Origin of the sequence: Phytoactinopolyspora halophila, assembly GCF_003287285.1 — a bacterium.
Classification (GTDB): domain Bacteria; phylum Actinomycetota; class Actinomycetes; order Jiangellales; family Jiangellaceae; genus Phytoactinopolyspora_A; species Phytoactinopolyspora_A halophila.
This window is the reverse complement of sequence record NZ_QMIG01000002.1, coordinates 463,683-484,368: the sequence shown is the minus strand read 5'-3', so window position 1 is coordinate 484,368 and position 20,686 is coordinate 463,683. Positions and strand designations below refer to the sequence as shown.

Here is a 20,686-nt window from a genome sequence, read left to right as displayed (position 1 = left end):
CGCCACGCACACACAAAGAAGGCCACCCCGAAGGATGGCCTCCCCGCTGAGATCCGAAGACCCCCTGTGCACCACCAGCAGTGATGGTGATGCACAGGTGCCATTTCATTGGATGTCATCGAGTCGCCAGCACCACGGGCCGATCTTCGCCCGGGTCGTGGACCGTGTCCGCCGCTACTCCTTCTTGCGGAACAGCCGCATTGTCAGCGGCCCGAACACCGCCACGAAGATTGCGCACGCGATGAAGACCCAGCTGACCTGGGCGGTGTCGACATCACCGTGCATGAGCCCGCGGGACGCCGTCGACAGGTGAGTGATCGGGTTGACGTTGACGAACGCTTCGAGCCAGCCGGGCATGGTCGCGGGATCGACGAAGACGTTGCTGATGAATGTCAACGGGAACAAGATCATCATACTGACCGCCATCAGCGATTCCTCGGTACGCATGATCATTCCCAGAGCGGTCCAGATCCAGGACAGGCTGAAGGCGAAGACGAGCAGAAGTGCCACGGCAGCGATCACACCGACAGCTCCGCCGTCTGGTCGAAAGCCGAGAAGCAGGCCGAGCCCGATCACGATCAACGACGCCAGCGTGTAACGCAAGACATCGCCGAAGAGTGCGCCGACAAGGACGGCGGGCCGCCAGATCGGCAGCGACCGGAACCGGTCGAAGACGCCCTTGCGGATGTCCTTGTTGATGCCCAGGCCGGTGTACATCGTGATCATCGTCACGGTGAGCACCAGGATGCCCGGCAGCAGGTGCTGGACGTACTCGCGCGGCGAGCCCGCGAGGGCACCTCCGAAGAGGAACGTGAACATCAGCGTGAACATGACGGGGAACATGGTCACGTCGAACAGCTGCTCGGGAACGTGTTTGATCTTCAGAAGCGCTCGCCAGCCGAAGGTGAGTGACGTGCTCATGGCCCCGGGCTTCGACGGCCGCTGCTGGCTGGAGATCGCGGCCAGCAGCTTCTGGTCGACGACGGGCTGGGTCCCGTGAAGGTGATCGCTATGTGTGGTCATGCCGTTTCCTCGGTTGTCTCGTCCGTCTCGTCTTCGGCCGGGCGGCCGGTGAGTGCGAGGAACACTTCGTCGAGTGTCGGCTGCCCCAGTGAGAACTCGGTGACGTCGATACCCGAAGTGGTGAGCTCGGAGATGGCTCCCGAGACCAAGCCGGCGTCGGCGGAGTGAGCTGTCAGGGCTACCGGATCGTGCTCCAGATACACGTCGACACCGAGATGGTCCATCAGGAGCTTCTCGGCGGTGGGACGCTGCTCGGCCTCGCGGAGCCTGATGTGGACGGCTCCCGCCCCCACGGACGCCTTGAGCTCACTGCTGGTCCCCTCGGCGATGACCTTGCCGTGATCAATGACGGCGATCCGGTCGGCGAGTTGATCAGCTTCGTCCAGGTACTGCGTGGTAAGCAGGACGGTGGTGCCGCCGGCTACCAATGCCCGGACGATGTCCCATACCTGGTTCCGGCTCCGCGGATCCAAGCCCGTGGTGGGCTCGTCGAGGAACAGCACGTCAGGGGTCGCCACGATGCTTGCCGCGATGTCCATGCGCCTGCGCATGCCGCCGGAGTACCTCTTCACCTGGCGCCCGGCCGCATCTGCCAGGCCGAAAGCATCCAGCAACTCCGCAGCACGGGACTTGGACTGTGTTTTCGAGTACCCCAGGAGACGCGCTATCAATACGAGGTTCTCCGCTCCGGAGAGATCCTCGTCCACCGAGGCGAACTGGCCAGTCAGGCTGACACGGCTGCGCACGGCATCGGCTTCGCGTCGGATGTCATGGCCGAGTACGCGTGCGTGCCCGGCGTCGGGTTCAAGCAAGGTCGCCAAGATGCGCACCGCCGTGGTCTTGCCGGCACCGTTCGGGCCGAGCACGCCGAACACCGTGCCGGCCGGCACGGTGAGGTCGATACCGTCGACCGCGCGCGTCTCTCCGAAGTGTTTCACCAGCCCAGATGTCTCGATGGCTGGAATGCTGTCCAGTTGCGTCACGTTTCCCCCATCCACCGTGTGGTGGTGTTGATTCGGCCGGCCCTTGTGGCCTCCACATGGAGACCGGCCGGGATCGAGTAATTCATCGCGTGCCGTGTCGCGACATACGGGGAAATGTAGCTCGCGGCTCTGACAAACTCGCGACCGCCGGTGATTGGTGCGGTGGTCGGTGGTGCGCCGACGGGCTGGATCGGTCGCGTCAGGAATGGTAGCTGGTCAACCGTTGTGGCCCCGCGCCGTGATCACTGAGGCGGTCGTGACTGTTTGCCAGGCCACAGCGGTCGAGCGAGAGGCAGCCGCAGCCGATGCAGTCGCTGAAGTCGTCTCGGATCTCCTGGAGCATGCGGATGCGTGCATCCAGCTCGTCGCGCCAGGTTCGGGACAGCCGTTCCCAGTCCTTGCGGTTGGGTGTTCGCCCGTCCGGAAGTTCGTCGAGTGCGGATTTCACCTCAGCGAGGGGAATGCCGACGCGTTGTGCGATACGGATGAGGGCGACACGACGCAATGTCGCGCGTGGGTATCGCCGCTGGTTGCCGCTCGTGCGGCGTGCCGTGATCAGTCCTTTCCGCTCGTAGAAGTGCAACGCCGAGATCGCGACGCCACTTCGGGCGGATAGCTCACCCACGGTGAGCTCCTTTTGATCCCAGGCCGGTCTCTCCATCGTCCTGCTCCACGTTCCTCGTTGACCTAAACAAAAGTTTAGGTTCTAGTGTATCGATCGAACGTCGTGACGACGCAGAAGCGCACCAGTAGGGAGTTCCCCATGAAAGCAGTCCGGCTCCACCAATTCGGCTCACCCCGGAACCTGATCGTCGAGGACGTGCCGGATCCGGTACCGCAGGAAGGTCAGGTTCGCATCCGTGTCGAAGCCAGCGGCGTCCACGTCATCGACACCTTGATCAGGGCAGGGGGAAACGGGGCGCCCGTACCCCAGGATCTGCCGGCGATCCTGGGCAGGGATGTCGCGGGCGTTGTGGAAGCTGTCGGCGAGGGGGTAGAGGAGACGTGGATCGGGGAACGCGTCGTGGCCTACCTCGGTGCGGCTGGTGGCGGCTATGCGGAGCGGGCACTCGCCCAGGCCGAAGCGTTGCATCGGATATCGCCACAGCTCGACGCGGCCGCTGCGGTTGCGATGATCGGTACCGGACGCACGGCTGTCGGGATCTTGGATGCTGCCGCCTTGACAGCCGATGACGCGGTGTTGGTGACGGCGGCCGCAGGCGGGCTCGGCACGCTATTCGTTCAGGCCGCGCGCCGAGCCGGGTCTGTCGTCATCGGCGTCGCCGGTGGCCCCACCAAAGTCGAGCAGGTACGCCGGAATGGCGCCCATGTGGCCATCGACTACTCTGTCGCAGGGTGGCCGCAGCAGGTACGGGATGCGCTCGGCGAGCAGGAGGTCAGCGTCGTCCTCGACGGCGTGGGTGGTGACCTCGGCCGTGCCGCTATGGAGCTCCTACGGCCGGGTGGCCGCCTGCTGATGTTCGGACATTCGTCCGGTACGCCCATCCCGTTCACCTCTGATGACGTCATCGAGCGTGGTCTGACCACGAGCTGGGTGATCTTTTCCATTCTTCGTGCGCCTGGCGGTTTGCGCGCCCTGGAAAGGCGTGCTCTGGATGAAGCCGCTGCGGGCCGCCTGCTACCGGCCGTACAGCGCTATTCCCTCGAGCAGGCGGCACGTGGCCACGAGGATCTTGAGAACCGCGCAACCACGGGAAAGGTGGTACTGGTCAGCTCGTGACGTCCCCGGTCAGCGATCGCGCAGCGTCCGGTGCTCGGCGCCCAGTACAGCGTGTTCTGCGGCCGCCCGGCCAGCACCGTAGCCACTGACGTTGCCGATGGAGAACGAGCGCGTGCTGACGCCGCCGGCGAACAGGGAAGCGAACAGGTCATCCACGGCTTGCTTCTTCGCGGCGAAGACGGGGACGATCTCCTTGCGGCTCTCGGCGACGCCCTGTTCGGTGATGGCTCGCAGCCGTTCACCGATGCGCGTCGCGTACGCGATCAAGAACGAGTGCCGGAACGAGCGGGTACGCGACTTCCCGCCCCGGGAGACGTGCCGTCCTGCCGTGAGCATGGCCCGGGTGGCCTGGACCATGAGTGATGTCGTGAGTACCTGGACGGCGTTGATGTCGACGTCGTCGCCGAGGACCGTGACGAAGCCGAGTTTCTCGTAGCTGACCGTCCGGCAGCGGTGGGCCGAGGCAACCTCGGAGACGAGCAGGGACTTGGCGCCGATGTATGGAGCGTCGAGCCAGATCCGGCTGGCGGCAGCGGTGGGAACCTCGGAGACCGGCGCCTCGAGCGCACGTTCCAGCGAATGCCGGGACATCAGCTCGTGTGCCTTCGCAGAGAGGGTCTCGGCCTCCTCGCTAAACGACGTCGACTCGGCCTTGGCCAGCAGCGCACGGACCTTGCTCAGCATCTTGTCATCCAGGCGCCCGGTCGAGTCCTGCAGACTCGTGGTCTGGCCGGGTAGGGGCAGCAGGACGGGTAGCTTGCCCATGGTCATGAACAGGGCGAGAAGCTCGACGACCGTGGTGACGGCAGTGTGACGCGACAAGCGGTGCCGCTGCGCCCATTGACTGACAACGGGCTGCCCGGGAACCCACCACCGTACGGCTTCGATCTCCTCCAGCTGTTGTTGCCAGCGCGGATGGATCGTGGCGGGTGCGTGCTGTGCCGAGTCCTCGGCGATCATGTCGACCGCGAGATGGACCGCCGGCTCCGATCGATGCCGGCGGGTCATCTGGTAGACGTCGTATGGCAGCCACCCGTTGATCCACAGCTGAGATATCTCGTCTCGCAGGACATGAGCGAATGCGGTGTCGACGGTACGGTGTGGCGAGCTGAGACTGTCGGTGCTGAGCTCCGCAACGAGATCGGCGACGCTCGCGGTGGCCCGGCGCGCCCAGTATGCGGCCGCGGCCTTGACCGTGGCCACGAGGTGCTCGAATGTCACGGTGCCCGAGGTGTCAGCATCGTCGGCGTTATTGCGCTCGTTCATGGCGTCTCCCGGATGGCCCTGTGATTGTGGCCATCATGCCGTCTCGGCCCGACGATCCGCTGGCCACGGGTGCGGGATGGAGGCGTGTACGGAAGGAACCGACATCGTCGAGGTCATGGCCTTGACAATGTCGGTTCCTTCGATCCTCGGGCGAGCGCAGCGCCTAGAAACCGGCCACGAGGTTGGTGGTGGCGCCGCCACAGCACCCTCAGCGGGTTGGCCACAATCTGTCGACTGTGGCCAACCTGTTGGCCGGGTACACCTACGCCGTTCCGAGTACTTGAGTCGACCACGTCCGAAGAAGCGTGGTCTCGATACCCACACCTATGGAAGTGAACTCGCAGTTGGTGATGCCTGCCCGCGGTTCCGGCTCGCTCAGCCATTCCCGAACGGCGGAACGACCACTCCACGGACCGCGGGCAATGTTCTCGACGACACGGCCGTCGTATCCCGCCTCGCGGCTACGGTCCTGCGGTCCGTGACCGTCGGGATTTTCATGGGAGAAGAATCCGCGGCCACGCATGTCCGAGCTGTGCTCTTTCGCCATCTCGGTCAACCGGGGATCGACCTCAACCGGTGGGCAGCCTTCTTCTCGGCGGGCCCGGTTCGTCGCGTCGACGATGGCTCGTTCGACGCGGGTCAGGACGGGCGGTTCGTCCGACGGCTCCTCCGATGGCTCGTCCGTCGGCGTGCTGCTGGGCTCGACGGTGGGTGTCGGCTCGGGAGTATGCGGCGATGTCGGTGTCGGCCGTGGTGTCGGTGTGTGTTTGGTGGCCGTCGGGGTCGGCTCCGGCGAGCTCGTCGTGGGCCGTGGCGTCGGTGATTCGGGCGGGTGGGTGTTCGTAGAACGAGTTTCCGGCGCCATGTCCGATTCGCCGTGCTCGCCCTCGCCCGCATCGGGTGCGTCGTCGCCGGGACGCCAGGCAGATGCCGCGGCTGATGCTGACGACTCGGTGAGGTGGCCCAGCCATCTGCCAGATCTGCCGAGGAAACTCCGCCCGAGCTGGTCTTCTGCGTCCCTTTCGCGCACGTCAGGCGGCACATTCGAGCTTGTATCCGCCGAATCGGATGCCGCAGCCGGATCGGTACCGCCCACCGGGGCATGTTCCGCGCTTGCGTGGCCGTCAGGAGTGGGGTCGAACTCCCGAAGGGCAACGTATGTACTCGTGACTACCGTGAGCGGAAGTACCACCGTTGCGGTGAATCGTATACGTGCTCCTATGAGGGAACGCTTACGATGACGAGCATGACGATTGTCCAATTTTTCCCTACCCTCCACGGTTTCCCGAGGACCAAAACGGGACCATACTTCAAACCAGCTCGGACGGGGTAGGGGCCAAGTGTCCGATTCTCGTTAGTTAGAACGTCCTATATCCGACTCTTCATGGACATGTCTCACGATCTCGATACGTGTGTCGTCGCCGCCGCGATCGTCGACGACTTCCAGCGGCCGCGCCGCCTGCTTGCTGCGCGGCGTACCCATCCTGCCGAGCTTTCCGGGTGGTGGGAGTTACCGGGCGGAAAGGTTGATGGGGCGGAATCTCCTGTCGATGCGCTGCATCGGGAGTTGAAGGAAGAACTCGGCATCGGCGCCGAGCTCGGCGCCGAGATTTCCGGTCCTGCTGATGGATTGTGGCCTTTGCGGCCAGGATTGGTGATGCGAGTCTGGTGGGCCATGATCATTGAGGGTTCTCCCGAACCTCTGCAAGATCATGATCGAATTTGCTGGCTCGGCCCGTCCGAATGGCTGAATGTGCCGTGGCTGCCATCCGATACCGCAGTGATAGCACACATCATTGACGCCCGCCGATCAGGGAGCGTGGACCACACCCCCGACTCGACGTAGGCTGACGATCGTGACCACTCCTGGAGAACCTCCGGCTCACGACGACCGGGCGCGCATACGTGCTTCGGACACCGAACGGGACGAGATCGTCGAAATGCTGTCCGCACACGCGACGACCGGCCGGCTGACCCTGGTCGAACTCGAAGAGCGCATCGAACGGGCCTACGCGGCCACCACCCGCGACGAGCTTGCGGCGCTGACGAGTGATCTCCCGGCCCAGACGACGGAGGAGCCGAGTACCAAACCGGTACGGCAGAAGGTGACCAAATGGATGGTCGCGGTCATGGGCGGCACCGAGAAGCGAGGCAGGTGGCGGGCATCCAAGCGCGTCAACGCTGTTGCGGTCATGGGCGGACACCATGTCGATCTGCGTGATGTCGAACTCGAAAGCCAGGAAACCACGATCGTCGCGGTGAGCATCATGGGAGGCGTCGACATCTACGTACCGGACAGCGTCGATGTCGAGGTGGGTGGGTTCTCCATCATGGGAGGCACCAGTGAGCGGGGCAGCCGCCGAGCTCCGCGATCGGGAGCGCCGAGAATTCGCATCCTCGCCTATAACCTCATGGGCGGTGCGAACATCTGGCGGCTTCCAGAAGAGGCGCGGGACGTTCCGCTGAAAGCGGCCACGAAGCTGGCCAAGAAGAGCGAATAGGCGCTAGCGGCCCGCACGTTCCTCCTCGTCTTCGGGTGGAACCAGACATGACCGTTCCAGAACGACGGCGGCGACGGTGGCAAGGACGGCCGCGCCAGCCGTGAGAGCCGACATGAGCATCCCCTCGCGGCCCATCGGTGCCGCGAAATGGTCCAGGGCGACCACGGCCAGCCCGACATACCCACCCGCCAGTGCCGCACCGAAGAGCTCGGCGGCTTTGGCAACGGCCAGCGCCCGGGCGATCCGCAGCGGGCTCATGTGCCGATCGTGTCGCCGATGGTGAATCCACCCTTGCACCATGCGGGCGCCAGCGAACATCAACGCAGCGAAGATCACGAGAAAGAGCGGCAGGATGAGCGGCACGGGAGGCAGCAAGCCGGTGCTTTCGTGCACGATACGGGCGATCAACCAGCCGGCCGGTCCCGCGAGCAGTCCGGTCCACACCAGCGTAGCGATCCGTGTCTTGTGCATGACCGGTCCGAGTCGAGTAGGTTGCCGCTTGTCTCGTGTCAGGAGGGCAGCTCGAGCGTGTCGTCCGTGCGTCGCACGCCGGTGGCGTCGAGGGCGGAACTGAGGTCCTGGACGCGGCCGAGACCCGGCACGTCGAACTCCGGATCCACATCCGACCACGGCATCAGCACGAACGCGCGTTCTGCCAAGCGTGGATGGGGAACCTGGAGGTCGTCGTCGTCCGCAGTGACGTCGCCGACGGCGAGCACGTCGACATCCAGTGTGCGCGAGCTGTCCGGCTCGTCGCGGGTGCGCCCGTATGCCGCCTCGGTCGCCATCGCTCGCTCTAGCAGCGACCGCGCGGACAGCGTGGTATCCACGACGAGCACGGCGTTGAGGAACATGGGTTGTCCTTGAGGACCCCCGACGGGCTCGGTCTCGTAGACCGGTGAGACCGCCACCGGGACGATCTCGGGTGAATCGGTCAGTGCGTCGACGGCGCCCTGGAGGTAGTCGAGTCGCTCGCCCAGGTTGCTGCCGAGAGCGAAAGCCGCGCGACGTAGCGGCCGTAGATCGCCTGTCAGCGTGTCGGCGTCGACTACGTTGGGGTTGGGAACACTGCTCACTTGCGGGCCCTTCGAATAGTCACGGTCACGTCACCGATCGGCACCCTCGTCGGTGCCTCCGGTTTGTGTACGGTCACTTCGACGTTCTCCACCCGGACGTCGTCCAGGCAGATGTCCGCGATCCGCTGGGCAAGGGTCTCGACCAGCTTGACCGGCTCCCCCTCGACGGCATGGACGACACGCTCACCGAGCGTGTCATAGTCGACCGTATCGGACAGTTCGTCGCTGGCGGCCGCCGGGCGAGCATCGACGCCGAGCGTGACATCGACGACGAACGGTTGGCCGTGCTCACGTTCATGAGTGAACCAACCATGGTGTCCACGAGCGGAGATCCCACGCAATTCGATACGGTCGAGCACGACACGACCCTAGCGGGAAGCGGGTCCCTGGCGCCTCCCCCCTGGGTGCGGCGTTACTCACGTGCCTTCCCGAACCGACGATCTTTCCCAGCCGAGGCGGGCGGCGACCCGCACCGCGTCGACGTTCGCGGGAACCTCGTGGACCCGCACGGCCCACACACCGTCGAGCGCCATCGTCGTGGTCAGTGCCGTGCTCGCGGCGTCACGCTGGTGTGGTTCGCGACGCTCGCCCGTGTGCGGGTCGGCGAGTAGCTCGCCGAGAAAGGTCTTGCGTGAGGCCGCGACGAGAACCGGGAAACCGGAATTCACAATCTCTACGAGCCGGGCGAGCACGGTCCAGTTGTGATCCCATGTCTTGGCGAAGCCGAGTCCCGGATCGATGATGATGCGTTGCTCCGCGATCCCGGCGGAGATGGCCGCGTCGATGCGGGGCTGGAGCTCGGTCATCACGTCTGTGACGACGTCGTCGTAGACGGCGAGTTCTTGCATGTGGTCCGAGTGGCCCCGCCAATGCATGAGGACGATCGGCACGTCGGCGTCGGCGACGACGCGGAGGATGTCGGGATCGGCGAGTCCGCCCGAGACGTCGTTGACGAGATGTGCACCGGCCTCCAGCGCCTGCTGTGCAACTTCGCTCCGCATCGTGTCGACGGAGACCGTGACACCGGCCGCGGCGACCTCACGAACGACCGGGACGACGCGGCGTAGCTCTTCCTCGAGTGGTGGACGCTTGGCACCGGGCCGGGTCGACTCTCCACCGACGTCGACGAGGTCGGCGCCCTGCGCGGCCAGCCGGAGCCCGTGGTCGACCGCACTCGAGGCGTCAAACCAGAGACCGCCATCGGAGAAGGAATCGGGCGTGACGTTGACGACGCCCATGACGAGCGAACGGTTTGGCTGCGGCAGACCGTCGACGTAGGCCATGGGCCGGCCAGCTGTCCCAGATATCGGCGTGTTCACCGCTCCAGGCTACGCATGTGGTGCCGGCACGCGAACCTCGCCGCGGGCTGCGGCGAGTGCGATATCGGAGCGAGCGTAGCTGCCATCCAACCTGATCCGGTCGACGGCTGAGTACACCGCGGTGCGGGCCGCCTCGATGCCGTCCGCGAGCGCGGTGACGGTCAGCACCCGCCCGCCGCCGGAGACGACGGTTCCGGAGGAATCCAGCCGCGTGCCGGCGTGGAGGACCTCGACGCCCGGCATGGCCGCCGCATCGTCGATTCCGTGCACGGGGTCACCCTTGCGGGGAGCCTCGGGGTAGCCCTGCGCGGCGACGACGACGCTGACGGCGGACGCCTTGTCCCACAGGGGAGCGGGGTGCTGGTGCAACGTGCCCGTGGCCGCGGCCAGGAGCAGCCCACCCAGGCCGGAACGTAGCCGGGCGAGGACGGGCTGGATGTCCGGATCGCCGAAGCGGGCATTGAACTCGACGACCCGCACACCACGCGCCGTGATCGCGGCCCCCGCGTACAGGGCACCGATGAAAGGAATGCCGCGATGCCGCATCTCGTCGACCGTGGGACGGACCACCCGGTCGAGCATGTCGTCGACGAACCCGTCCGGCAGCCATGGAAGAGGCGAGTATGCCCCCATGCCGCCGGTGTTGGGCCCCTGGTCTCCGTCGTACGCGCGTTTGAAGTCTTGCGCGGGAGGTAGCGGCACCACACTGCGCCCATCGGTGACGCAGAACATCGAGACTTCGGGCCCGTCGAGATACTCCTCGATCACGACCTTGCCGCAGGCGGTGGCATGCGCGAACGCGACATCGCGATCGTCGGTGACGACGACGCCCTTGCCAGCTGCGAGACCGTCGTCCTTGACGACGTAGGGAGCACCGAACCGATCGAGTGCGTCACCGACCTGCTGTGGCGTGTCGCAGACGACGGACATCGCCGTGGGCACGTTCGCCGCGGCCATGACGTCCTTGGCGAAGGCCTTGGAGCCCTCGAGGCGGGCCGCCTGTGCGGATGGGCCGAAGCACGGTATCCCCTGGGCACGCACGGCGTCGGCGGCACCGTGAACCAGTGGTGCTTCCGGCCCGATGACGACGAGTGCGACGTCCAGCCGCGTGGCGAGATCGGCGATGGCTTCGCTCTGCAGCACATCGACCTGGTGGACGGTCGCGTCGGCGGCCATTCCGGCGTTTCCCGGGGCAGCATGCAGCTCGGAGACGTCGGGATCGCCGCGGAGCCCGCGGACGAGTGCATGCTCGCGGCCACCGGAGCCGATGACGAGTACCTTCACGGATGGGGAGCCTAACGTAGTGACCTGGCAGCCTGTCGGTCCGGCGTGAAATGGTGAGATTGATCCGTTTTGTTGAGGTGAGTGTGTCCGTGCGGAGGGTGCCGTGACCGATATGCCGGGACGGCGACCTTCACGGTCGGTCGAGAACATCGAGGGACGAATCGTGAAAGACAGGGGGCGTATCGAGTGAACGGCAACGACAGGTGGGTCGATCTCGTCGGGGCGGTCAACGTCCGCGATCTGGGTGGGCTGCCGACCGAGGACGGAGCCGTCACCCGGTTCGGGCAGATCCTGCGCGCGGACAACTTGCAAGATCTGACGAGCTCAGACGTGTCACATCTGCTCGACGTGCTGCGCCTGACGGATGTGATCGACCTTCGTAGTAGCGCCGAGATCGCCCTGGAGGGTCCGGGGCCGCTCACCCGGGAGCCCAGTGTGACCATCCATCATCTCGGGATGCTTGCCGAGCCGGAGAATCAGGGCGGCGTCGATGATGTCGACGGCGATGCCGTGTTGCCCTGGGCGCAGGGCGAAGACAGTGACGAGCAACGACCCTGGCTGCCTCCGGGCGAGTTCTACTTCATGACGCTCAAGCAGCGCCCGGATGCGGTGCTGGCAGCCTTGCGGGTCATGGCTTCGAGTCCGGGTGCCGCGCTGGTGCACTGTGCGGCGGGAAAGGACCGCACCGGGGTGCTGGTGGCGCTCACATTGACGGCCGTGGGTGTGCCGCGGGAGGCGATCGTCGAGGACTACGCCATGTCCAACACCAGGATCGAACGGATCGTCGACCGGCTTCGCCGGACGCCCACCTATGCGGACGATTTGAACAGCCGGCCGATGAGCAGCCACTACGCGCTGCCGGAGACCATGAACGATTTTCTGACTCTGGCCGACGAGCATTTCGGCGGGTTGACGGCGTGGCTGGAGAGTCACGGCTGGACATCGGACGACACCGACGCACTACGTGCCCGGCTGGTGGACTAGTCACGGCTCGACGGGCGGTTCCAGTGACCACGGTGGACGACGTCCTCGCGTCCCCGCCGGCCGCGCCGGAGTGACGGCGAGCCGCGGTCGGGCGCGCGGTGACCGATGGTCGTCGCACCGATGGGTGTGTACTGTTCGGGCACGCCGAACGTTTCGCGAAATGCCGGTATACGCTCCGGCGGGATCCCGAAGAAGCAGGCTCCCAGGCCCTCGTCCACGGCGGTGAGCAGCATGAGAAGCGTCGCCATCCCGGTATCGATATCCCAGTACGGTGCTGGCCATCGGGACTCGTCGCGGTCGGTCCACCCCTTGTCCGCCTCCGCGTAGCGATCGAGGTAGGCCTGCTTGCTGGACATGGGGACGACGATGACGGGTGCGCGGCGTAGTCCCTCGGACCAGGAGTCCGTTCCCCTGCCCGGAGGGGTTGCGGCATCCCAGAAGCGCTGGATGTCATCCGGTGTGTCCAGGCGCAGGAATGCCCATCCCTGGCTGAACCCGGCGCTGGGTGCGTGCAGGGCGTGCTCGAGAATGCGATCGACGACGGCGGGGTCTACGGGCTCGGTGGTGTAGTTGCGCACCATGCGCCGCCGCAGCACGACATCGGCGAATTCCACGCCACTCATCCTCCCACGACCAACCTCCGCTGATCATGAACACTTATCGGGCCACATAGGACGACGAGTGTTCATGATCAGCGGAGGTTGGTGGGGGTCACTCCGCGTCGAGATCCTTCTCGAGGAGTTCGACGAGCGCGTCGAGCGCGACATCGGCATCGTCACCCTCGGCGGAGAGGACGACTTCGTCGCCTTGCTCGACACCGAGCGTCATGATGGACAGGATGCTTGCCGCATCCACAGGATCGCCGTCGGGCTTGCGGATGGTGACCTTCGTCGGTTGTTCGGCTGCGGCCTTGACAAATACGGCCGCGGGACGGGCGTGCAAGCCGGACTTGCTTGCGACGACGACGTTTCGCTCGGGCACGATGCCTCCTCGGCGGAGCCGGCAATCCTTCTCAAAGTTTACCGGAGCTGGCCCCGCCCTCTTCGCGCTGGCACGTCCGCGGGCTCTGTCGCCCGCGGCGTGACGACCGTGGCGGGCGGCCGAGCGTAACGCACCCACTTGCGCAAACACCCCCGTAACGAGGGATACTCTGGGACGAGAGCACGTCCCCCGTCGCAGTGGGACGTCGAGACGCACTGTCGTCCATCTGAATGCTTGGATTGTCCTCCCACGCGGAACGGAGTAACGATGCCGATCGCCACCCCTGAGGTCTACGCGGAGATGATCAGTCGCGCCAAGGCTGGCGCGTTCGCCTACCCTGCCATCAACGTATCCTCATCCCAGACCCTGAATGCCGCACTGCGGGGCTTCGCGGATGCGGAGAGCGACGGGATCATCCAAGTCTCGACCGGCGGCGCGGAATACCTGTCGGGTCCCACCATCAAGGACCGGGTTCGCGGGGCGGCCGCGTTCGCCGAGTTCGCCCATGAGGTGGCCAAGAGCTATGACGTGCAGATCGCCCTGCACACCGACCACGCCCCCGTCGAAGCGGTGGAGAACTGGGTCAAGCCGCTCCTCGCGCTGTCCAAGGAACGCGTGCAGGCGGGCCAGAACCCCTTGTTCGGCTCTCACATGTGGGACGGTTCGGCTGTACCGCTCAACGAGAACCTCAAGCTTGCCGAGGAATTGCTGGCACTCTCCGCCGAGGCGAAGACGCTGCTGGAGATCGAGGTCGGCGTCGTCGGCGGTGAAGAAGACGGCGTTGCCAACGAGATCAACGAGAAGCTCTACACGACGGTCGAGGATGGTCTCGCCACTGCTGCGGCCCTCGGTACCGGCGAGAAGGGGACGTACCTGACGGCGTTGACGTTCGGCAACGTCCACGGTGTCTACAAGCCTGGCAACGTCAAGCTGCGTCCGGAGATCCTTCGCGACATCCAGCAGGCCGTGGGAGAGAAATACGGCAAGGAGAAGCCGTTCAACCTCGTCTTCCATGGCGGATCCGGCTCGACGGAAGAAGAGGTCCAGGCGGCAGTCGACTACGGCGTGGTGAAGATGAACATCGACACCGACACCCAGTACGCGTTCACCCGGCCGGTTGCCGGGCACATGTTCACGAACTACGACGGCGTGCTGAAGGTGGACGGCGAGGTCGGCGACAAGAAGGCCTACGATCCCCGGACCTGGGGCAAGGCGGCCGAGGCGAGCATGGCCGAACGTGTCGCGGGCGCCGCGCAGTGGTTGCGTTCTGCTGGGCAGAGGATGCGCTGATGCCCGGCGACAATCTCTTCGCCGGACCGTCCGAGACCCTGTTGCCGGACGACCCGGCACCACGCGAGGCACTCGCCGGGGGTGTCGATCCGGCCACGGTTGCCGCGTCGCATCCGGCCTCGTCACTGGCGTGGGCAGCATTGGCGGATCGAGCGTTCGAGGCCGGCGATGCCGTGACCTCGTATGCCTATGCGCGCACGGGATATCACCGCGGCCTCGACCAGTTACGAGGCGCAGGTTGGAAGGGGCACGGCCCGGTGCCCTGGGAGCACGAACCGAACCGAGGATTCCTGCGGTCACTGCACGCGCTCGGCCGGGCCGCCGAGGCAATCGGCGAGACCGATGAAGCCGAGCGGTGCGCGCAGTTCCTCCACGATTCGAGCCCGACTGCGGTGACGGCGCTGTCCTAGCGGGCGCGAACGAGAACGGAACATGCCGGTGAGGGCCTCGTGACACGATGAGTGACGCGAGGCCCTCATCGGATAGGGATCAACCGGCGGAGTCGCCCCCTGCCACGATTCCGACGGCAACCTGCATGCCATCATGCCCAGAAGTCCGAGCATGATGCAGCAGATCTCGTCTGTTCGGGACGGACCGGGCACGAGTTCCGGTCCTCGGGTAACCTCCTGTCGGCGGATGTCCACGTGAGAAGGGGGAACGCTGCGCCGTGCCCGCGATAGTTCTCGTCGGAGCCCAATGGGGCGACGAAGGCAAGGGAAAGGCGACTGACCTGCTCGGCAGCGCGGTCGACTACGTCGTGAAGTTCAACGGCGGTAACAACGCCGGACACACTGTGGTGATCGGTAACGAGACGTACGCGCTGCACCTGCTGCCTTCCGGAATCTTGACTCCCGGCGTGGTTCCGGTCATCGGCAATGGCGTAGTGGTCGACCTGGGTGTGCTGTTCGAAGAGATCAATGCGCTGGAGTCGCGTGGTATCGACACGTCCAGCCTGGTTGTCAGCGCCAACGCTCATCTGCTGCCTCCATATAACCGGACCCTCGACAAGGTGGTCGAGCGGTTCCTCGGCAGCCGGAGGCTCGGTACCACCGGTCGCGGCGTCGGGCCGACGTACGCGGACAAGATGGCTCGCGTTGGACTGCGGGTGCAGGACCTCTTCGACGAGAAGATCCTCCGGCAGAAGGTCGAAGGAGCGCTGGTCCAGAAAAACCAGCTGTTCGTCAAGGTGTACAACCGGCGCGCGGTCTCGGTGGACGAGATCGTCGACGAGCTGCTCGTCTACGCTGACCGGTTGCGACCGATGGTGGCTGACACGAGCCTGTTGCTGACCAAGGCGCTCGATGAAGGTCAGAACGTCATGCTCGAGGGGGGCCAGGCAACCCTGCTCGACGTCGATCACGGCACGTACCCGTTCGTGACATCCTCCAACCCCACAGCCGGTGGAGCATGCACCGGTTCGGGAATTCCGCCGACGCGCATCGATCGGGTCATCACGGTCATGAAGGCCTACACGACCCGGGTCGGTGAAGGGCCGTTCCCCACCGAGCTCACTGACGAGGATGGCGTCCGGCTGCGCAAGGAGGGCGGCGAGTTCGGCGTCACCACCGGACGGCCACGCCGGTGTGGGTGGCTGGATGCGGTGGTCGGGCGGTATGCGGCCCGCATCAACGGCACTACGGACTTCGTGCTGACCAAGCTCGACGTGCTCAGCGGGTGGGAACGGATCCCGGTGTGTGTCGCCTATGACGTCGACGGCGTCCGGCACGACGAGATGCCGATGACACAGACGGACTTTCACCATGCCACCCCGATCTACGAGTATTTCGAGGGATGGGAAGGAGACATCTCCGGCGCTCGTTCGCTGGCGGACTTGCCTGGTGCCGCTCGCCGGTACGTCGAAGCGGTCGAGCAGATGTGTGGAGCCCCCGTCTCCGCCGTGGGTGTCGGCCCGGGTCGGGACTCGGTGATCGCGCTACGCGATCTGATCGGCTGAGGTACTCGTCGAACGGCCCATCACCAGGGCCGTGGACGACTCCCGAAGTGTCGTGAAGCCGAGATGGCGGTAGAAACCGATGGCATTGGTGTTGCTGGCGCCAACGCCGAGATGGACGCCGGGCGAGCCGGCGTCTCGGAGCGCGTCCAGGAGACGTTTCATCAGCACCCGCCCCATGCCGTGGCCCTGTGTGCGGGGAAGCAGGTCGATGTGCAGGTGTGAGGGGTAGTTGGCCACGATGTCCTCGGCTGCCGTCCACGGATTGTGGATCAGGCGGACGAAGCGTGCCTCGGTGACGTCGTCGGGATACGTGCCGAGTGGATACCGGCGGCGTAGCGCGGGCCACCATTCGGCCTCGCACCGCTGCTCGAACGCGCGCGTCTCCTTGGCTCCGAGGACATACCCCGAGACGCCCTCGTCGTCTTCGACGACGAATGCGAGATCCGGTTCGAAGGCGAGATACGGCCCGACGTAGATCTCGCCGAGCAGCCTGCGGTCGGAGAACGCGTCCTCGCCACCGGGCCCGGTCTTCAAGCAGACCTCGTACAGCGCGTCGTCGTCACCCTTGCGGTAGGGACGTACATCCATCTGAAAGATCACGCCTCGTGCTCGCGGTTCGTCGTGTGCTACCGGCCTGGCCGGACGCAATGAACGCTACATCAGTCCCGGGTGCGCTCCAACAGGGAATTGATCAGCCCTGCCGCCGTGTCGGCGTCGTCGACCACGACGAGGAACGGGCTCGCACCGTCCCGTTCGACGAGCACGGCATCACCGCCACGAAGGATCACACCAACCGTGCCCTGGTACGGCGCCAGCGCGGCGATCCGCACGCCGTAGCCACCGAAATGCCGGATCGGCCGTACGGGGACGACGCTCGCGGAGCGGATGTCGTCGAGCGGGATCCGCCATCGGGGCCAGCCGATACCGCTGCGCACGCTCAAGCCTCGCTCGTCGACGGTGACCCGTATCGAGTACATCGCCCCGATGACGGCGAAGAGCAACCCGGTCGGGATCAGAAGTCCCCAGATGGTCGTGATGACGGCGACAGCGGCGATGAGACCGGCACCGAGCAGGAGCGCCACGATGGCGGGACTTCCGGCGACCACGCGCTGGGTCCACGCGGCGCGTTCGGAGCCGGCGAGGGGAACCGTTGGCTTTTCGCCTAGCGTCGACATTCGCGAGTTGTGTGTCCACCGAGGAATGAGAAGGGCTGCGACGGCCGCGACGGCGACGCCTGCTCCCAACGAGCCGATGACGAGAATCGGTGAGATCGACGCGTCGAACGGGTCGGCCAGTTCCCGCTGGCCGGCTACCAGACCGGTGACCAGAACCGTGACGAACGCCGTGGTCCCGCTCATCGTTCCGGCGATGGTGCGCGCTCCGTTCGTCTCAGCGTGCCGGGACAGAACGTAGACCAGGCCGATGAGCGCGAGCAGCAGGCCCAGGCCGACGAGGATGCCGGCGGTGACCCCGACGGGTTCGGTTCGGGTCACGCCGTCCGGACCCCAGTGTGCCGCCACCTGGGACGGAAGCTCGTGGCGCCAGCTCCATATCAGTAATGCCCCGATGCTGGCGATGGCGGTGGGTAGGAGGGCCGTGGCTAACACCAGCTGGACGGTCGGCCGCTTTCCGGAAGGCTCTGCCCGAGGAGGTGTCATCGGTACTCCGTTCTGATCATGTGAGTCAGCTCGTCGCTGGTGAAACCCAGCCGCTGTGCCTGGTCGACGAGCTCGTGCACGGTGGCTCGGAGTCTGGCGAGACCATCCCCCGCCTGTGCGGTCACCACGGCTCCTCGGCCACGCCGAAGCTCCACCAGGCCCTCGTCTCGGAGGAGCTGGTAACCACGAAGGACGGTGTGGATGTTGAGTCCGAGTGATTCTGCGAGATCGCGGGCGCCGGGTAGGCGCTGGCCTGCCGTGAGCTCACCACGCGCGATAGCACCTCGCACAGCTGCGGCCAGCTGTGCGAACAGTGGCTCTGGCGAGCTCGGGTCGACACGAACAAGCACGTTACTGATCTTATTGTTCTAGACTTAATAGAACAATCGAGGCCCATGTGCGGTGCGGTACCGTCGGCGACATGAGCGAAGCCGCGCGCCCGAAGCCGCCTGTCGCCAAGCGAGTACCCAGGTCTCGCACCCGGCACGGGGACACCGTCACCGACGAGTATGCCTGGCTTCAGGATCGGGACGATCCCGACACGATTGCCTATCTCGAGGCAGAGAACGCCTACACCGAGGCGGTGATGGCCCACACCAAGGAGTTGCAGGACGCGCTCTTCGAGGAAATCAAGGAACGCACTCTCGAAACCGACCTGTCGGTGCCGGTGCGGCTAGGAGACTGGTGGTACTACACGCGCACGGTCGAAGGTCGGCAGTACCCCATTCACTGTCGTAGTGCTACGCGGCCGGCCATGCCTGCGGAGCTGCCATCAGAGCTGTCGTCGGAGCCGCCCCGTCCGCCAGTGCCGGACGAGCACGTGCTGCTTGACGGAAACGAGCTCGCCGGCGACTCGTCGTATTTCGCGCTCGGAGCGTTCGAGCTCAGCCCGGATGGCTGGCTGCTCGCCTTCTCCACGGATTACGACGGCAGCGAGAAATACACCCTGCGGGTGAAGGATCTCCGGCAGGATCGCCTTCTCCACGACGAGATACCCGGGACCTACTACGGCGTTGCCTGGTCCGCCGACGCGTCGACGCTGTTCTACACGACGGTCGACGAGGCCATGCGGCCCTATCGGATCTGGCGGCATCGGCTCGGGTCGCCTGTGGAGCATGACGAGCTGGTTTATCAGGAGGACGACGAGCGGTTCTACGCGGGCGTGGACCTTACCCGCAGCAAGGAATACGTGCTCATTTACCTGGAGAGCAAGATCACAAGTGAAGTCCGCTTCTTGCGGGCGGACAACCCGGAGGGCGAATTCAGCGTCGTCGAGCCGCGGCGGGAAGGTGTCGAGTACACCCTGGACCACTCGGGGAACTGGTTCTTCATCGTGCACAACGATGCCGCGCTGGACTTCGAGCTGGCCAAGGCGCCGGCCGCTGCGCCGAGCCGGGATACCTGGACACCCGTGCTCGCGCATCAGCCGGGGACGCGGATCGTTGACGTCGACGCCTTCGCTGATCATCTCGTGGTATCCCTGCGCCGGTCCGGAGCCACCGAGTTGCATCTCATTCCCTTACGGGACGGCGATCCGCAGCCGGGACACGACATCCATTTTGCCGAAGAGGTCCGGACGGTACACGCGGGCAGCAATCCCGAATTCCACACGTCGACGTTCCGGCTGGTGTATACATCACTCGGGACACCGGGATCCGTATACGACTACGACGTCACCACTGGTGCGCTGGACCTGCAGAAACGGCAGCCGGTACTGGGCGACTTCGATCCGGAGCGGTACCATACGTTCCGCGAATGGGCGACGGCCAAGGACGGAACGCAGATACCGATCTCGCTGGTCAAGCGGCGGGAGACCGCCGTTGACGGGGTGGCGCCGTGCGTGCTGTTCGGATACGGCTCCTACGAGACGTCTGCGGATCCGTGGTTCTCGATTCCCCGGCTGTCACTCCTGGATCGGGGGTTCATCTTTGCCGTCGCCCATGTCCGCGGCGGCGGGGAGATGGGGCGTTCGTGGTACGAGAACGGCAAGCTGCTCGCGAAGAAGAACACGTTCACGGACTTCGTCGCCTGTGCGGAGCATCTGGTGCAGCGCGGCTGGACCACACGTGACCAGCTCGTCGGGCGCGGCGGAAGCGCGGGAGGATTGCTCATCGGTGCGGTGGCCAACATCGCCCCGTCGAGTTTCCGGGCTCTCGTCGGCGAAGTGCCGTTCGTCGACACGTTGAATACCATCCTCGACCCGTCACTGCCGCTGACCATCATCGAGTGGGACGAATGGGGCAATCCGGTGGATTCAGCCGAGGTGTACGAGTACATGAAATCTTATGCGCCGTACGAGAACATCCGCAGCACCGAGTATCCCGCCATCCTGGCAACTGCGGGCCTCAATGATCCCCGGGTCAGCTACCACGAGCCCGCGAAATGGGTCGCGCGGCTGCGCGCCACGGCGACGGGTGGCCAGCCCATTGTGCTGAAGACGGAGATGGGTGCGGGTCATGCCGGCCCGTCGGGACGCTATGACGCGTGGCGCGATGAAGCGTTCGTCCTGGCCTTCGTCATCGATTCGGTATCGAATCAATAGGTGGTACCCCACTTGCGAAGAATGTCGGTTTCTCGATAGATGTACCAGGCCCGGTTGATTGCCGGAACTTACGTTTAGAGGGGA

General features: G+C 65.4%; 23 protein-coding genes. 8 read left to right on the top strand and 15 right to left on the bottom strand.

The annotated features are described in order from the left end of the window. Nucleotides 1-174: 174 nt before the first annotated feature. From DPM12_RS04750 to soxR, 3 genes are all read right to left on the bottom strand, one after another. Nucleotides 175-1,023: an ABC transporter permease gene (locus tag DPM12_RS04750; protein WP_112257090.1), complete on the bottom strand. Its 849-nt coding sequence runs from the start codon at nucleotides 1,021-1,023 to the stop codon at nucleotides 175-177. Then, nucleotides 1,020-2,006: an ATP-binding cassette domain-containing protein gene (locus DPM12_RS04745; RefSeq protein ID WP_112257089.1), complete on the bottom strand. Its 987-nt coding sequence runs from the start codon at nucleotides 2,004-2,006 to the stop codon at nucleotides 1,020-1,022. The genes DPM12_RS04750 and DPM12_RS04745 overlap by 4 nt, the downstream gene beginning before the upstream one ends. A 199-nt stretch (nucleotides 2,007-2,205) precedes the next feature. After that, nucleotides 2,206-2,667: a redox-sensitive transcriptional activator SoxR gene (soxR, locus tag DPM12_RS04740; RefSeq protein ID WP_112257088.1), complete on the bottom strand. Its 462-nt coding sequence runs from the start codon at nucleotides 2,665-2,667 to the stop codon at nucleotides 2,206-2,208. Between the two features lie 102 nt (nucleotides 2,668-2,769). Here soxR and DPM12_RS04735 point away from each other — a divergent pair, with 102 nt between their 5' ends. After that, the gene (locus DPM12_RS04735) at nucleotides 2,770-3,747 is read left to right on the top strand and encodes a zinc-binding dehydrogenase (protein ID WP_112257087.1); all 978 of its coding nucleotides are present in this window, start codon (nucleotides 2,770-2,772) and stop codon (nucleotides 3,745-3,747) included. Nucleotides 3,748-3,756: 9 nt separating this feature from the next. On the opposite strand, the gene DPM12_RS04730 is transcribed toward DPM12_RS04735, so the two are convergent. Next, nucleotides 3,757-5,013 carry a DUF2786 domain-containing protein gene (locus DPM12_RS04730; protein ID WP_112257086.1) on the bottom strand — a complete coding sequence of 419 codons (1,257 nt, stop codon included), beginning with the start codon at nucleotides 5,011-5,013 and terminating at the stop codon, nucleotides 3,757-3,759. Between the two features lie 262 nt (nucleotides 5,014-5,275). Continuing rightward, nucleotides 5,276-6,043, bottom strand: coding sequence for a CAP domain-containing protein (locus DPM12_RS04725; RefSeq protein ID WP_112257085.1), 768 nt, complete (start codon nucleotides 6,041-6,043; stop codon nucleotides 5,276-5,278). A gap of 354 nt (nucleotides 6,044-6,397) precedes the next feature. Here DPM12_RS04725 and DPM12_RS04720 point away from each other — a divergent pair, with 354 nt between their 5' ends. Further along, nucleotides 6,398-6,859, top strand: a complete 462-nt coding sequence (locus tag DPM12_RS04720; RefSeq protein WP_211658430.1) for an NUDIX domain-containing protein — start codon at nucleotides 6,398-6,400, stop codon at nucleotides 6,857-6,859. Between the two features lie 10 nt (nucleotides 6,860-6,869). Then, entirely contained in the window at nucleotides 6,870-7,514 is a 645-nt protein-coding gene (locus DPM12_RS04715; RefSeq protein WP_112257084.1) for a DUF1707 SHOCT-like domain-containing protein, read from the top strand. Nucleotides 7,515-7,517: 3 nt separating this feature from the next. Here DPM12_RS04715 and DPM12_RS04710 read toward each other — a convergent pair whose 3' ends face one another. From DPM12_RS04710 to purD, 5 genes are read right to left on the bottom strand one after another with little or no spacing between them, the layout of a single operon-like run. After that, complete coding sequence (locus DPM12_RS04710) at nucleotides 7,518-7,985, bottom strand: DUF3180 domain-containing protein (RefSeq protein ID WP_112257083.1); 468 nt, start codon at nucleotides 7,983-7,985, stop codon at nucleotides 7,518-7,520. Nucleotides 7,986-8,023: 38 nt separating this feature from the next. Next, nucleotides 8,024-8,590 carry a 2-amino-4-hydroxy-6-hydroxymethyldihydropteridine diphosphokinase gene (folK, locus tag DPM12_RS04705; protein ID WP_112257082.1) on the bottom strand — a complete coding sequence of 189 codons (567 nt, stop codon included), beginning with the start codon at nucleotides 8,588-8,590 and terminating at the stop codon, nucleotides 8,024-8,026. Next, the gene (gene folB / locus DPM12_RS04700; protein ID WP_112257081.1) at nucleotides 8,587-8,949 is read right to left on the bottom strand and encodes a dihydroneopterin aldolase; all 363 of its coding nucleotides are present in this window, start codon (nucleotides 8,947-8,949) and stop codon (nucleotides 8,587-8,589) included. The genes folK and folB overlap by 4 nt, the downstream gene beginning before the upstream one ends. 57 nt (nucleotides 8,950-9,006) lie before the next feature. Next, a complete protein-coding gene (folP, locus tag DPM12_RS04695; RefSeq protein ID WP_112257080.1) occupies nucleotides 9,007-9,873 on the bottom strand; it encodes a dihydropteroate synthase in 867 nt (288 codons plus the stop codon). Between the two features lie 45 nt (nucleotides 9,874-9,918). Beyond that, on the bottom strand, nucleotides 9,919-11,193 hold the full coding sequence (purD, locus tag DPM12_RS04690) for a phosphoribosylamine--glycine ligase (RefSeq protein ID WP_112257079.1): 1,275 nt from the start codon (nucleotides 11,191-11,193) through the stop codon (nucleotides 9,919-9,921). Between the two features lie 186 nt (nucleotides 11,194-11,379). Here purD and DPM12_RS04685 point away from each other — a divergent pair, with 186 nt between their 5' ends. Continuing rightward, nucleotides 11,380-12,177: a tyrosine-protein phosphatase gene (locus DPM12_RS04685; protein ID WP_112257078.1), complete on the top strand. Its 798-nt coding sequence runs from the start codon at nucleotides 11,380-11,382 to the stop codon at nucleotides 12,175-12,177. On the opposite strand, the gene DPM12_RS04680 is transcribed toward DPM12_RS04685, so the two are convergent. Continuing rightward, nucleotides 12,174-12,791, bottom strand: a complete 618-nt coding sequence (locus DPM12_RS04680; protein ID WP_112257077.1) for a nitroreductase family protein — start codon at nucleotides 12,789-12,791, stop codon at nucleotides 12,174-12,176. The genes DPM12_RS04685 and DPM12_RS04680 overlap by 4 nt on opposite strands. Before the next feature lie 97 nt (nucleotides 12,792-12,888). After that, on the bottom strand, nucleotides 12,889-13,158 hold the full coding sequence (locus DPM12_RS04675; RefSeq protein ID WP_112257076.1) for an HPr family phosphocarrier protein: 270 nt from the start codon (nucleotides 13,156-13,158) through the stop codon (nucleotides 12,889-12,891). Nucleotides 13,159-13,425: 267 nt separating this feature from the next. On the opposite strand from DPM12_RS04675, the gene fbaA reads away from it, so the two are divergent. The 3 genes from fbaA (at nucleotide 13,426) to DPM12_RS04660 (ending at nucleotide 16,402) form a co-directional block, all read left to right on the top strand. Then, nucleotides 13,426-14,448: a class II fructose-bisphosphate aldolase gene (gene fbaA, locus DPM12_RS04670; protein ID WP_112257075.1), complete on the top strand. Its 1,023-nt coding sequence runs from the start codon at nucleotides 13,426-13,428 to the stop codon at nucleotides 14,446-14,448. Next, entirely contained in the window at nucleotides 14,448-14,858 is a 411-nt protein-coding gene (locus DPM12_RS04665) for a DUF3151 domain-containing protein (RefSeq protein ID WP_112257074.1), read from the top strand. The genes fbaA and DPM12_RS04665 overlap by 1 nt, the downstream gene beginning before the upstream one ends. Nucleotides 14,859-15,115: 257 nt before the next feature. Continuing rightward, the gene (locus DPM12_RS04660; protein ID WP_112257073.1) at nucleotides 15,116-16,402 is read left to right on the top strand and encodes an adenylosuccinate synthase; all 1,287 of its coding nucleotides are present in this window, start codon (nucleotides 15,116-15,118) and stop codon (nucleotides 16,400-16,402) included. Here DPM12_RS04660 and DPM12_RS04655 read toward each other — a convergent pair. The 3 genes from DPM12_RS04655 to DPM12_RS04645 form a co-directional block, all read right to left on the bottom strand. Further along, nucleotides 16,382-16,990 carry a GNAT family N-acetyltransferase gene (locus tag DPM12_RS04655; protein WP_112257162.1) on the bottom strand — a complete coding sequence of 203 codons (609 nt, stop codon included), beginning with the start codon at nucleotides 16,988-16,990 and terminating at the stop codon, nucleotides 16,382-16,384. The genes DPM12_RS04660 and DPM12_RS04655 overlap by 21 nt on opposite strands. 71 nt (nucleotides 16,991-17,061) lie before the next feature. After that, on the bottom strand, nucleotides 17,062-18,009 hold the full coding sequence (locus tag DPM12_RS04650; RefSeq protein ID WP_158542741.1) for a DUF1648 domain-containing protein: 948 nt from the start codon (nucleotides 18,007-18,009) through the stop codon (nucleotides 17,062-17,064). A gap of 47 nt (nucleotides 18,010-18,056) precedes the next feature. Next, nucleotides 18,057-18,410 carry a GntR family transcriptional regulator gene (locus DPM12_RS04645; protein ID WP_112257071.1) on the bottom strand — a complete coding sequence of 118 codons (354 nt, stop codon included), beginning with the start codon at nucleotides 18,408-18,410 and terminating at the stop codon, nucleotides 18,057-18,059. A 71-nt stretch (nucleotides 18,411-18,481) separates the two neighbouring features. On the opposite strand from DPM12_RS04645, the gene DPM12_RS04640 reads away from it, so the two are divergent. After that, the gene (locus tag DPM12_RS04640) at nucleotides 18,482-20,602 is read left to right on the top strand and encodes a S9 family peptidase (RefSeq protein ID WP_112257161.1); all 2,121 of its coding nucleotides are present in this window, start codon (nucleotides 18,482-18,484) and stop codon (nucleotides 20,600-20,602) included. Nucleotides 20,603-20,686 lie beyond the last annotated feature (84 nt).

Bases quoted from the DNA above. Each gene is read 5' to 3' on its own strand.
- DPM12_RS04750 (WP_112257090.1), bottom strand. From the start codon at position 1,023: ATGACCACACATAGCGATCACCTTCACGGGACCCAGCCCGTCGTCGAC.
- soxR (WP_112257088.1), bottom strand. From the start codon at position 2,667: ATGGAGAGACCGGCCTGGGATCAAAAGGAGCTCACCGTGGGTGAGCTA.
- DPM12_RS04735 (WP_112257087.1), top strand. From the start codon at position 2,770: ATGAAAGCAGTCCGGCTCCACCAATTCGGCTCACCCCGGAACCTGATC.
- DPM12_RS04730 (WP_112257086.1), bottom strand. From the start codon at position 5,013: ATGAACGAGCGCAATAACGCCGACGATGCTGACACCTCGGGCACCGTG.
- DPM12_RS04720 (WP_211658430.1), top strand. From the start codon at position 6,398: ATGGACATGTCTCACGATCTCGATACGTGTGTCGTCGCCGCCGCGATC.
- DPM12_RS04710 (WP_112257083.1), bottom strand. From the start codon at position 7,985: ATGCACAAGACACGGATCGCTACGCTGGTGTGGACCGGACTGCTCGCG.
- folP (WP_112257080.1), bottom strand. From the start codon at position 9,873: ATGGCCTACGTCGACGGTCTGCCGCAGCCAAACCGTTCGCTCGTCATG.
- fbaA (WP_112257075.1), top strand. From the start codon at position 13,426: ATGCCGATCGCCACCCCTGAGGTCTACGCGGAGATGATCAGTCGCGCC.
- DPM12_RS04665 (WP_112257074.1), top strand. From the start codon at position 14,448: ATGCCCGGCGACAATCTCTTCGCCGGACCGTCCGAGACCCTGTTGCCG.
- DPM12_RS04655 (WP_112257162.1), bottom strand. From the start codon at position 16,990: ATGGATGTACGTCCCTACCGCAAGGGTGACGACGACGCGCTGTACGAG.
- DPM12_RS04640 (WP_112257161.1), top strand. From the start codon at position 18,482: ATGAGCGAAGCCGCGCGCCCGAAGCCGCCTGTCGCCAAGCGAGTACCC.